The organism is Hyphomicrobium sp., from assembly GCF_041674905.1.
In the GTDB taxonomy this organism is placed as follows: Bacteria; Pseudomonadota; Alphaproteobacteria; order Rhizobiales; family Hyphomicrobiaceae; genus Hyphomicrobium_B.
In genome coordinates this window covers 17860-30092 of sequence record NZ_JBAYUV010000001.1, presented here as the reverse complement: position 1 = coordinate 30092, position 12233 = coordinate 17860, and the positions used below count along the sequence as shown (strand labels likewise).

Sequence of the window (12233 nt, the reverse complement as noted above, 5' to 3'; positions counted from 1 at the left end):
TTGCGGTGTCAATTTGAGAATGCGAGCACACGAAAGAATTTCGTGAATTGCGGCGAACGGGTCACCGTCAACCGTGGCTCCCACTGGCAAAGGCAAGGCAGCCGAAAGCAGGGCGAATGCAACGCACACACCCTACCATGATCATGTCCGAGACACAGGAGGTTTTCCCGGCTTCTTCGGCGGTTACGCGGCTCGCGGCGGGCCGGGATCATCATCCCCCGCCGCCGTCCTCTTCGAAGCGACCTTTCGCCGATCCGCAAACGCAATGACGCTTGGTGCCTCGTCCGGCTGCTCGACCGCGATGACCGTCAGCGTATGCTGCTTGCCGTCGCGTGCGGTCCAGGTGATCGACTGCCCCGCGGCGAGGCCGATGAGAGCCACGCCAATCGGCGTCATGACCGAAATTTTATCCTGGGAAATATCCGCTTCGCCCGGGAAGACCAATTTCACCCGACGCTGCTGCGCGGAATCCGTTCGGAATTCGACGATCGAGTCCATGCGTACGACATTCGCGGGAAGCGCCGCGGCGTGCACGACTTCGGCCCTGCCCATCTCGATTTCAAGTTCCTGGGCAACCTCTGGAAGCCGGTCGATCGCGCCGAGCGCGAGATCGGTCAGACGCTTGAAATCGGTGTCGCTGACGACAATACGAGGCTTCGAAACGCCTTCATTCGAGTGGACCATAGCGTCCTATCTTTCCTGAGCTGACATGCGGATAACCAGCGCAGACTCCGCGCCGGGCCAGTCACATCGATGTTTATTGTGGGATGCCTCTAAAGAGGCCTCGCTCGCTTCGGCTAAGCACGTACCCCCAGGCTCGGGGCGCGCATGGCCGAGCACCAGGGGCTACACTTCCGTGAGCCGATGAATCCGAAGAAATGTGGCGCTTACCTTGGACATGCTCATAAAATGGGCGCTTGCCAAATTTTGTCAAGCCGGGCCACGCCAATAGGTGCCTGCTCTATGCGAACCGCCGTCTGGATGCCGCCCGTAACAGTCGCCTGCTCAGGCGATGACGCGCGATGAATTGCCGGGTGCGGGCTCTCCGTCGTCGGGAGCCGGACCGTACAAGTTCTTCGCGCGGCTGACCTTGCCGGACTTATCGGGCAGGATTCGCTCAACCAGTTCGATTTCGAGATTGACCACGTCGGCTATCCCTTCGCTCGCGAGTGATTGATGCACGTAGGACCGCAGTCGCTCCACCGATAGCGCTTTGCCGGGCTGTGCCGCGGCGCGCAGAACAAACGTATTGATCCCCGTCTGGAGGATCTGGTGCTCGGCAAGGTTCGTTTCGTTATCGAGAGCCGCGAGAAAAACATAGATGGGCAGATCGCGGCTTCGTCCGTTGATCTCGATCCAAAGCTGGTCCTTCGCGCGTCCGCCAACGGACTCGATCAGCGGCAACAGGTTTCCGCAGGCGCAAGGGGTCGCGCTCATCGTGACGATGTCATCGATCTCGTAGCGAATGATCGGCTGAACGAGATTATAGAGATTGGTCAGCAGGACCTTGCTGCCCGGCGTGCCTTTCGGAACCGGACGATTGTTTGCGTCGACGATCTCGAGAATGGCAAGATCGCTGTTGAGATGACTGCCACGGCAAACGGGGCAGCCGCAGCTAAGCGCCATGCATTCCGCCATGCTGTAACTGTTCGTGACATGCACGCCAAAAGCATTCTCGATGCGCTCGGCGACGGCTGCCGGAAGCGGCTCGCTCATGCTGTTCATCTGCTCGAGCTTGCCGCCTTCGCGAAGCCTTAGCCGGCCCGCTTCCTGCTCACGGACCAGATATTCCAGAGAACTCGTGTAGCCGGTGATGAAGGTCGGCTGGAAATCATTGAGGCGCTGCACGATCTCTTCGATCGGATCGAAGACCGACATGCGCTGAAGTTTGATATACGGCTCAGCCACGCGCGGAAAATAATTGAAAAACGTACTGCTCGGATAGAAGCCCGGCCGCTGCGTGATGATGACCATCCGCGCCGGATTTACGAGCCGCCCGATGTGAGGCAGGAATTTGCGTTTGACTTTATTGCCGCGCGCGAATTGCGCGGCAAAGCTCGTGATGATGGCGTGCTTGTCCTGCACGACCAGAGCCGGCTGGCCCTGGCTGCCTGACGTGTGGCAGAGCGCGTATTTGCCTTTGAAATAGACACCGAGATTGGCGTGATCGGAAATGAAAGCTTCGATATCCTCTCGTCGCAGGGACCTGTCGGTAAAGACGTCATCGAGATTTGCCATCATCTCGGACTTACTGAGTGTCGGCAGATCCTCGATGTGACAGGTTTCGAGATCGATCCCCTGCAATCGCCGGCGATGGAAAGGAGACTTTTCGCTTGCGTAGCGGAGGAGATGACGAAGCCTCTGCTCTCGGAGTTCCATCGTCCGGTCGATATCACCGGACCGAGGTGGGATGAGCTTGTGCAGCTTCGTGCTGAGTTCGAGCAATTCTGAGGCCGCAGCCAAAACGCCCATCAGGAAAACCTCTCGATCGAATTGGAACTAGCGATACTACGAGTCACGACCGCCGGTCTTGCGACGAACGCGCCGCGTCAGAAATTCCGCGTTGAAATTCGGTTCGATTGCTCAAGGTGAGTGAATTCCGGACGCCAATGACCTTTGCGAATATGCACGCGGCGTGCGGGTCGGGAGTTCCTGGTTCTGGCTATTTTAGCGCAATGCGGGGCGTTATCACAGATAATCAACGACCTTCCAATGCCAGCGCATCTCATGTCGTTTTTTCGACACGCGCAAAATTATCGCACTGGCGGTGGACTGAAATGCGGAACTCCACCCCGCCTTCCCGAGTTTGCTCCGTTTGTTCGCAAGCCCTGAGATAACTTGGGGTGATTTGAGTTCCGTCATATGCACAATCTTTTTCCAAAGCATTGGCTCAACCTTTCCGATCCGGATCAGTCGGACGGTTATTTTCTATTTGTCGCTTTGATATCGGCGTTCGTGCTTTCGACGTTCGCGATCATCATCGGATTGGGATTTGCGCTGATCGCTTGATGAAGCTGAAATCGACGTCTACTCCGCAGCTATTGGGCAAGCAGCCTTCGCCTGTTCAGTTTGGCGGAGCCGCGCTTCTGCGGTCGCGATGTAGTCGCGCGTGCGTGGAACGGTGTCGAGTTTCCTTGCGAGCTGAATTTGAAAAACCATCAGTCCGCCGTAACGGAATCCGGCTTCGGCGGATGCGAGATAGAATTCCCACATGCGACAGAACCTGGCGCCGAGAACAGCTTTCGCCTCATCGCGATGACTAAGAAACCGGCTGCGCCATGCGGCCAGCGTATCGGCATAATGAAGTCTGAGAATTTCAATGTCCGTAACAATCAATCCGGATTTCTCGATCGACGGTAGGACTTCGGCCAGTGACGGAACATGACTTCCAGGAAAAATGTACCTCTCGAACCACGGGTTCGTCGGGCTCTTGCCGTCGAGGCGACCGATGGAATGCAAAAGCGCGATCCCGTCGTCCTTCAAATTGCGCCGGACTACGCTGAAGAACGTATCGTAGTCTCGCGCCCCCACATGCTCGAACATGCCGACGGATACGACACGATCAAAGGCACAATCGAGAGCGCGATAGTCCTGCAGGCGGAACTGAATATGGTCGGCCAGCTTTCTTTCTTTCGCGCGCCGCTCGGAAACCTTGAGCTGCTCGGGCGAAAGCGTCAGACCGGTTACGTCGGCTCCGCAAACGTCCGACAAATAGATCGCCAGACCGCCCCAGCCGCTGCCGATATCGAGAACGGACGCGCCTCGAGAAACAAGCAGCTTGGCCGCGATGTGCCGCTTCTTTGCGAGCTGCGCTTCTTCGAGGCTCACTTTCTCGGATGCGAAATATCCGCACGAATACTGCCGGTCGGAATCCAGAAAGAGCGAATAAATGCGGTCGTCGATGTCGTAGTGATGATGGACATTGGTCCGCGCAAGTTTTTCGGAATTGCGCTGCCGCCAGCCCTCGAACACCGTACGCAACGCGTGACGAACTCGTCCGATCTGCGGCGGCGACAGAGCATCGAGATTGTGCCCGAGCAGTTCGAGAACATCGTAGATCGAGCCGCCTGAAACGAGCAGGCGCCCGTCGGTATAAAGTTCGCCGAAAGCGAGTTCCGGATTGAGGACAAGCTGCCGCCCGGCGCGGCGGTCCGTCAACGTCATCGTCAGTGGCTGTCCTGACCCGTCACCAGCTTCCAGCCGCTCGCCGCTAGGCAAAACGAGGGTCAACGATCCGCGTCGAATACAGCTATTGAGCAAAGATTGAAGTGCAAGCTTCATGTCGATCACCTCAGCATCGAATGCTGCGCCGCGAGCTTGAACATCGCGCGGCGCCTCCGAGTTCCATGGCGGGCTGCCGTCTTATAGACCTAGCGTTTCAAATCCTGTTTTCCAATAGTATAGGCGGCATTCAACATATCGGCGGGTGCCGGTAAAGTGACGTTAGTGATGACTGAAGCGATCAGGATTTCGGCAAAGCAATCCTGTGGCTGGCGCCTGCGCCGTGGGCCGTCTTTTCCCAATGAAAGGGCCTGAAGATCAAATCGATCACCGCACAATAAGCCGCCCACGATATCGCCAGCCAATAGATGGGCAGCCACACGGCCGCCCAGAGCCCGGATATGGACCCGCGCGCCGTCACGATCGTCAGCAGCCACGCTGCTCCATAACCGATCGTCAGATGTACTCCGAAAATCCATCGCAGAACGGAATTGGCCGGCGCCAACTCGCTGCCGCTGAGCGCGCCTTCCGCGAGCAGAATGTAAAACCATGGATGGACGAGGATCGATAAGATCATGCCGCCGATCATCACCTGGAAGCCCAAGAACTGCCAGGTTCCGAGGTCACGCCACAGCCTCGTAGGATGACGCATGTGAACCAGATACGTCTGTATCCAGCCCTTGATCCACCGCGTACGCTGTCCGCGCCACGTCCGCCAGGCCGCCGGAGCTTCTTCCGACGTTTCCGATCGGATGACCGTGACGTCGTAGCCCAATCGCGCAATGCGAATGCCGAGATCGGCATCTTCGGTAACGTTGAAGGGGTCCCATCCGCCGCATTTCAATAAAAGATCGCGCCGGAAGTGATTGGAGGTCCCGCCAAGCGGGATCGGCAGCTTGAGGAAGGCGAGCGCCGGCAACAGGCCACTGAACAGAGCCTTGTATTCAAGAGCGAACTGCCGGCTAAAAAAAGATTGCTTCGCATTATAGATCGCGAGTTGTGCCTGCACGCAGGCCAACCGAGGTCCGCCTGCAATGAAAGCGTCGGCCGCCCGGCGAAGCTGATCGCGGTCGGGGATGTCCTCCGCATCATAGACAGAGATTAAAATTCCGCGGGCTTCCTGCAATGCGTAGTTCAGCGCACGCGGCTTCGTTTGCGGCTCGCCAGCGGGCACAGTCAAGACGCGCATGTTTGGGGCAAGACCCGTCTTGAGCAAGGCATGCCGGGTCGGAAGATCGTGCTCCTCGGTGATAAACAAGATTTCAAAGCGATCGAGCGGGTAATCCAGCCGGTGCATCGCCGCGACCAAACCCGGAATGATAGTCTCCTCCTTGTACACGGGGATCAGCACCGAAAACGTCGGAAGCCGGGCATCGAAGCGGCGGTCGTCGACCGGCCTGCGCCGGTACTTCGGTTGCCGCCTGAGGACGTACCAAACGGCGACCATGCGGATGCTCGCAATCAACAGAAACGGAAGCGCGAGCGCGAGCCACCACAGGATGAAGGCCGCCTCATCGATCAGAATGAGCGCGGCCGTGAACATCGCGGTGACGGCAAGAATGACCGTCTGCTGCCAGATTGGAAACGGGGTCGCCGCCGAAAAATCCGGTGCGCGACGGCGCAGATCATTCACTGCGCGATCGAGCCGCCGAATGGCACGCAGGAAAGGCTCCCAAGGAACCGGCGGGCGCGGCGGGGCGCGCGGCGGCTCGCTCGGCCGACGAGGCCGCAGCCTCTCGTTTTCCACCGTGGACATGGACGCCCCCAAGCCGATCCCGTGTTCCACCGGGTTAACTGGGCGCGGAGTATATGCTCTGGTTTGGAACCAGCAACGGGACTAAGACTGCGAATCTCATTTTCGTCGCAAGCCATCACTTATAGTGCAGTGCAAATGAAAATCGGACCGCACGTCGCTCGACTGTCTGCCGTGCTGCTGGCGATAGCGCTTGCGGACTTCGGCGGATGGGCTGTCGCACAGAACGCAAAAACGCTTCCGTCGCTCAGCGATACCCGGGCCGCGCCGCAGCAAACCGAGGCTGCCACCCGGCGGGTCGTCATCCGGTTCCTGACGGACAGCGACTTCCCACCGTTCGATTTCTACGACGAAGACGGCGTGTTGATCGGCTTCAACGTCGATCTCGCGCGGGCGATCTGCCTCGAACTCAACACCTCGTGCGATATCAAGGCACGGCCCTGGGATGAGCTTTTCGGCGGCCTCAAGAACGGTGAAGCCGACGCGGTGATTGCAGCACACCGGGTGACGCCCGCCGCGCTGAAAGACGTCGAATTCACGGACCGGTACTTCCACACACCGGGCCGTTTTGCCGGCCGTAAGGACTCGCCCAAGGTCGAAATGACACCGAGCGGCCTCGACGGCCAGCGGATCGCGGTCGCCCGGAGCACGGCGCACGAAGCGTTCCTCAAGGCCTTCTTTCGCGACAGCCCGCTGGTCGTCTTCGAAAATGCCGACCTCGCGCGCGAGGCGCTGGCGGCCGGCAAGGCCGATTTCATCTTCGACGATGGCATATCGCTGGCCTTCTGGCTGAACGGCACACTCTCGCGCCAATGCTGTGAAATGCGCGGAGGCCCTTATCTCGAACCGAAATTTTTCGGTGACGGCTTAGCCATTGCCGTTCCCAAGAACGATCCCCAGATCAGGCTGCTGCTCAATAAGGGGCTGGACCGGGTGCGGGCTTCCGGCCGCTTCGAGGAGCTTGTGCAACGGTATTTCCCGGTCAGAATTTATTGATATTAAGCGTTGCGTGACGCCGGTATCGGAAAAGCAACCTAAATTCGATGCTCTGCCTCAATCTTAGCCGTCTGCAGGCTATCATGGTCGGCGATGCTCCGTAGCTTCACCGCCGCAGTCATAGGTTTTGCCTTCCTCGCAACGCTTGTAGCGCTGCCTCCGGGGGCGGCCGACGCGCGATCCTATCGAAGCCACGTGTCGGCGAAGAAAAAAACATACTGGGCGCGAAATCGAGCACGACACCGAGCTGCCATGCGCGCCCGCAGCAAGGCGGCTGCGGCCGTCGGATCACAGGCTGCAGGCACGCCCGCTGCACCGCTGCCGCCGAAACGGCCGCTGAAACTCCTGACACGCGCCGAAATCCTTGCCTCCGATCCGGAGCGTCTCGAACGTCTTGGACGCCGCATCATCGTCGGATTTCAGCGCTTCGATGAAGTACGGCCGCTCGTCGAGAAACGCGCCGTCGCCGGTATTTTCATCACCGATCACAACGTCCGCGGGCGCAAGGCCGATGACGTCGCGAAGGACATCCAGAGTCTTCAGGACATTCGCAAAGCGCAAGGACTGCCCCGGCTGATCGTCGCCGCCGACCAGGAAGGCGGGTACGTGTCGCGCCTGTCGCCGCCATTGAAGCAGCAGCCATCGCTCGGCGCGCTCGTCGCCAATCTCAAAACCGATGAGGAGCGCGAGAAATCCGTCCGCGCCTATGCCGAGGTTCAAGCGCAGGGGCTCGAGCGTCTCGGCGTTACGATGAATTTCGGGCCGGTGGTCGACCTCAGACTCGGATCGTCGCGACGCAACGACGGAGAAACGCAGCTCTTCTGGCGCGCCATCGATAGCAACCCGTATCTCGTCGCTAAGGTTGCCGGCTGGTATTGCGACACGCTGGTTAAATTCGACATCATCTGCACGCTGAAGCATTTTCCAGGTCTCGGACGCGTCGCGCGCGATACCCACGTCGTGACGGGCGAAATATCGGCGACCACCGCGCAGCTCGAGCTCAGCGACTGGCTTCCATTTCGCCGCCTGATGGGCAAGCCCGGCATCGCGACGATGATCGGGCATGTGCGTGTCACCGCCGCCGACAAGGAAACGCCCGCATCCTACTCCGGCGAGGTCATCAACGGATTTATCCGGGCGCGAACGAACGGCGATGTGCTGCTCATCACCGACGACCTCGGCATGGGCGCCGTGACACGCTCGAAGGACGGCCTCGGCGGCGCGGCAGTCAAAGCCGTCAATGCGGGCGTCGACCTGCTGCTCCTTTCCGACGCCGCGCAATATTACGACGCCGTCCTATCGGCATTGATCGAAGCCGACACCGGCCATGAAATCGATCAGGCTCGTCAGATCGAGGCGCGCGAGCGGCTTTCAAAGTATATCTTCGTGGACGATTCCCCGTCGCAAGCTGCTTCTCCGCAGCATGCGCAGCAGGAGCCTCCGCACGCGCCTCCGGCAAATTGATCGGCAGCTAACCTCGGCCCGACTGTTCCCTCGGGAACAGTCTCCAGTCGGCAATGGTGCAAGGTCTGCTGCTTGCGCGGGCCCTGACATGGACTCGCAAAGGAGAGCCGCCATGCTCGACATCGTCCATGGATTTCTGGTCCGCAGCTCCGTCATCGTCCCTGTGCTGATGATCGGCAGCATCGGCGCGTGGATCATTCTGCGCAAATTACACATGATGCGCCTCGACGAGCCGTTCGACGCCGCCGACATGCGCACTTGGCCGCTGGCCTACGCAATGGCCGATGCGGCCGTCTTCGCCCTGGTCTTTTCAGCAATCGTCGCAACCTTGGGCGACGGGCAGCTCAACGCGGCGCTGGCTAGCGGCGGCGGCGCGCTTGTGGCGCTCGGCGCCGTTCCCCTGCTGATCGCAAAATTGAAACGCTGACGTCGTCAGCTTGCAGGCCGAATGCCGTACCGCGCCGTCTGACAAAAATCCGACAGAAGAACCGGCTTCATTTGCCGTAGGGATGGAAACGTCTCCAACCCATCGCCACATTGGAGACATGACGTTCCCTATGACGAGATTTTTATCGCGACGACAAGCCCTGTGTACGGTCCTCGCCGCACCCGCGACGGCCGTTCTGGCGGAGACCGTTCACGCGGCCGAGGCAACGCCTGCGGCAGCCGATCAACCGCCGGGTCAGTGCCGGTTGTTTCCGCAGGCCGTGGAAGGCCCCTTCTATTTCGACCCGAAGTTCGTTCGGTCCGATATCGCGGACGGGCGAGCGGGCGTGCCGTTGCGCCTTGAACTGCGCATCATCGAGAGCGGCACATGCGCGCCGATCCCGAACGCACGCGTCGACGTCTGGCACGCCGATGCGGACGGCTTCTATTCCGGCTACGCGGGCCAAGGTGCTGGCCGCAGCGTATCCACGAAGGGCGAGAGCTTCCTACGCGGTACGCAGACGACCGACGCTGATGGCTACGTCAGATTCCAATCGATCTATCCGGGCTGGTATCCGGGGCGCACGCCGCACATCCACGTCAAACTCTTTATCGGCGACAAGCGGGTCGCGACGGCGCAGGTCTATTTTCCGGATGAATTCAGCGCACGGATCTACACGACATACGAGCCGTATAAATTGCGCGCTATCGCCGACACGACCAACGACGAGGACGGCATTTTCCGCAGCGGCGAGCGCGACGGCGGCGGCACCGTCCTTGCCGTGAACCAGGACGGAGATGCGGTCGTCGCGGCGCTGCTCATCGGCGTCGACAGGACGGGCGAAGCCGCCGACCATGCAGAACGCGGGTTTCTCCGCCGTATGCTCGGGCTTTGAGCGACAGCCTCACGACAAGCGGCGCGACGGGTGCGCTTGACTTGGCGTTCACCGCATGGCGATTGAATATCGAGTTTAGATTCGGATCGCGGCGCGGAGACATTAGACGATGGATACGAAATCACTCATCATCGGCGTGCTCTTGGTCGCCGTCGGCGTGCTGAGCTACCTAGTCTACGACGCCAACCAGACCAAGGTAAAAGTCGATCTGCCGGGGATCAAGATCGAGGGGCGGTGAGCGCACTCTGTTCTGATCCGCGACCGTCATCCTCGAACGGGTGAGCCTGCGAGGCCGTTCGGGGATCCAGCATTATAAGTGCTGAAGGCTCAATATTGCGTCTGCGACGCGCTTTGCGCTGGATCCCCAGCTTCTTGAAATTTATGCGGACAACGTTCGCTTATATCGTTCCAAAAATTCGAAGCACTTGAGATTGGCAGAAGTAACATTCGCAGGATTGTATTTTCCTCTATGCGGAGTAAAATAATGTTTGAGGCTCATGTTGATTTCCTCGGCATCATTCTCCGACATGCCATGCGATGTAAAATAAATATTTTTAGATTCCCCGAAAGCATTGCCTCCTTGAGGCTGAAGAAGGCTCATGTTTTGCGGGTGAAACGCAAAACCCAAAAATATTATATTTTCTGCGCCTTCGATTAAACCGCGAATTTCATCCACACCTGTCGCTTCGCATTTTTCGGTATAAGTTCGTATTTTCTCCGCAGACAGAGCAATGCGGCTCGATAGGTCCTCACCAAAAAAATTTACAACAGTTTGCCAGCTTTTATCTCCGATCTGTCCATATGGATGTCGAACATCAACAGATGAAAGCAACTTCAGTGCTTTGGAGCTATCAATCGCGTATATTCCCATCAGACACTGATACAGAAACCATTCCAGGCAGCGATCATAATTGAAGGAGATAAAATCAACTTTCTCGAAAGCAGAACTGATTGCAGTTGCCGGCACCTTTTCAAACAGCACGTGCGCCAAACCTTGATACCAAGTGTTGGCGAGCTTGGATGAAGATAGTCTACTATAGGCTTTCGAACGGTCGATTGCGAGTTTCGATGCTTGCTCGCCTTTGGAAATTAAATAGGTAATGGCGCATTTCGCGCAAACTTGAACGTCTTCATCGTCCGCATGAATTTCAAGAAAGTTATCAACCGAGCTTACGAAGCCAATTCCTGCGGACACTTTACTACACGCAGCAATCATTCGCTGCACATCTCTCTGAAAACGTTCGCAACGCTTTAGCTCGCCGACAAATTCACTTCCTCGAACTAGATCCCCGCGTTCAAATTTTAAATCGGTCAGCTTGGAAATTTGCTCTTTTAATATCGAGCCGATCGGCAAGCCTGCTTCGAAGCTCGCACCTGCGCCAATGACTACAACTGTATTGCTCTTAAACACTCAAATCTCCCAGCCCCCTCGCCTCTGCTCGCACGCGGACGTCGGCGATGATCCGATCGAGCAGCAGGCATGTGCGTTTCCATAAATCGGAGCCCTTGCGGTAATCCGCAACCGCGTAGAAATCGCAGCGGCCGGCTTTGAAAAGCTCGACGCATTTCGCTTCGTTCTCATCCGGCCCGTGCACGGCAATCGCCTGGCCGCCGTTCTTTTTCAAAAGCGCCATCGACGGCACGTCCGTGTCGCCGTCACCGAAATAGATGAAATTTGAAAACGGGATCGGCCGCTGCGCTTCGGGCATATGCGCGTTGATGCTCTGGCTCAGGTCCTCAAGACCCTTGTTGATGCGAAACAGAAACTGCGTCTTTCCCGTATCGGAGATCACCCGCTTCGGAAACGGCAGATCGTAGGCGTCGAACCAGTATTCACTCGCGAACACGTTGGCGAAGTGCGGATAAATCTTCGTGCCCTCGATAATCTCGGTCAGGCCCGACGAGATCAGATAATGCTTCACCGTGATGCCGCTGTCGCCCGCGCGCTTTTTCACATACGCATGCATCGCGTCGAACCACGCTGCGACGCCTGGATAAAGCTCGACATGCTTGCCCTGCGCGACCAGATCGGCGCGGTCGATGCGGACGCCTTTCTCCTTCGCCTTCTTGTAGAGCAGATGCATGTAGGTGATCAGCGCGTCGGCGCGCTCGGCCTGCGAGACGCGCGTGCACTCCGCCCAGAACGCTTTCGGATCGATGCCGAGCTTCGGCAGAAAGGCGTATTCCTGCATCGGTTTCGGCGACAGCGTGCCGTCGAAGTCGTAGACGAGCGCGATGGTTCTTTTGTTGGGCGCAACCGACTCCGCTTGGCGGAGCCGGCCGGTTGCACCGGGAAAGGTGTTGGGCGCAACCGACTCCGCTTCGCGGAGCCGGCCGGTTGCGCCGGAAGGGGCGTTTGGCGCTCGCGACTCGCGTTCCGCGAGCCGGCCGGTTGCGCCGGGTTTGCGCGCGCCTCGCGATTTAGAACGGCTTACTTCCTCGACCATCGGCCGCCTCGCTTCCGCTTCGACTTGTAG

Annotated in this window: 12 protein-coding genes; 6 read left to right on the top strand and 6 right to left on the bottom strand. The window is 58.5% G+C overall.

Annotation, left to right across the window (positions count from 1 at the left end; translation table 11 throughout):
- Positions 1-183: 183 nt before the first annotated feature.
- Entirely contained in the window at positions 184-684 is a 501-nt protein-coding gene (gene rnk, locus WC026_RS00130; RefSeq protein ID WP_372708758.1) for a nucleoside diphosphate kinase regulator, read from the bottom strand.
- Between the two features lie 321 nt (positions 685-1005).
- Positions 1006-2472, bottom strand: a complete 1467-nt coding sequence (locus WC026_RS00125) for a phenylacetate--CoA ligase family protein (RefSeq protein WP_372708757.1) — start codon at positions 2470-2472, stop codon at positions 1006-1008.
- Positions 2473-2862: 390 nt separating this feature from the next.
- On the opposite strand from WC026_RS00125, the gene WC026_RS00120 reads away from it, so the two are divergent.
- Positions 2863-3009: a hypothetical protein gene (locus tag WC026_RS00120; RefSeq protein WP_372708756.1), complete on the top strand. Its 147-nt coding sequence runs from the start codon at positions 2863-2865 to the stop codon at positions 3007-3009.
- An 18-nt stretch (positions 3010-3027) separates the two neighbouring features.
- Here the strand turns inward: WC026_RS00120 and WC026_RS00115 are convergent, their stop codons facing one another.
- Positions 3028-4281 (bottom strand): class I SAM-dependent methyltransferase, encoded by a 1254-nt coding sequence (locus WC026_RS00115; RefSeq protein ID WP_372708755.1) that lies wholly within the window; start codon positions 4279-4281, stop codon positions 3028-3030.
- A gap of 181 nt (positions 4282-4462) precedes the next feature.
- The gene (locus tag WC026_RS00110; RefSeq protein ID WP_372708754.1) at positions 4463-5977 is read right to left on the bottom strand and encodes a glycosyltransferase; all 1515 of its coding nucleotides are present in this window, start codon (positions 5975-5977) and stop codon (positions 4463-4465) included.
- A gap of 135 nt (positions 5978-6112) precedes the next feature.
- On the opposite strand from WC026_RS00110, the gene WC026_RS00105 reads away from it, so the two are divergent.
- The 5 genes from WC026_RS00105 (at position 6113) to WC026_RS00085 (ending at position 9994) form a co-directional block, all read left to right on the top strand.
- Positions 6113-6970, top strand: coding sequence for a transporter substrate-binding domain-containing protein (locus WC026_RS00105; protein ID WP_372708753.1), 858 nt, complete (start codon positions 6113-6115; stop codon positions 6968-6970).
- A 252-nt stretch (positions 6971-7222) separates the two neighbouring features.
- Positions 7223-8434, top strand: coding sequence for a glycoside hydrolase family 3 N-terminal domain-containing protein (locus tag WC026_RS00100; RefSeq protein WP_372708752.1), 1212 nt, complete (start codon positions 7223-7225; stop codon positions 8432-8434).
- A 112-nt stretch (positions 8435-8546) separates the two neighbouring features.
- Positions 8547-8861 (top strand): chloride channel protein, encoded by a 315-nt coding sequence (locus WC026_RS00095; RefSeq protein ID WP_372708751.1) that lies wholly within the window; start codon positions 8547-8549, stop codon positions 8859-8861.
- A gap of 130 nt (positions 8862-8991) precedes the next feature.
- Positions 8992-9756, top strand: a complete 765-nt coding sequence (locus WC026_RS00090) for an intradiol ring-cleavage dioxygenase (protein WP_372708750.1) — start codon at positions 8992-8994, stop codon at positions 9754-9756.
- 109 nt (positions 9757-9865) lie between these two features.
- The gene (locus WC026_RS00085) at positions 9866-9994 is read left to right on the top strand and encodes a hypothetical protein (RefSeq protein ID WP_372708749.1); all 129 of its coding nucleotides are present in this window, start codon (positions 9866-9868) and stop codon (positions 9992-9994) included.
- Between the two features lie 141 nt (positions 9995-10135).
- Here WC026_RS00085 and WC026_RS00080 read toward each other — a convergent pair whose 3' ends face one another.
- Entirely contained in the window at positions 10136-11167 is a 1032-nt protein-coding gene (locus tag WC026_RS00080) for a hypothetical protein (protein ID WP_372708748.1), read from the bottom strand.
- Positions 11160-12203 carry an HAD family hydrolase gene (locus WC026_RS00075; protein WP_372708747.1) on the bottom strand — a complete coding sequence of 348 codons (1044 nt, stop codon included), beginning with the start codon at positions 12201-12203 and terminating at the stop codon, positions 11160-11162. Before WC026_RS00075 ends, WC026_RS00080 begins: the two co-directional genes overlap by 8 nt.
- Positions 12204-12233 lie beyond the last annotated feature (30 nt).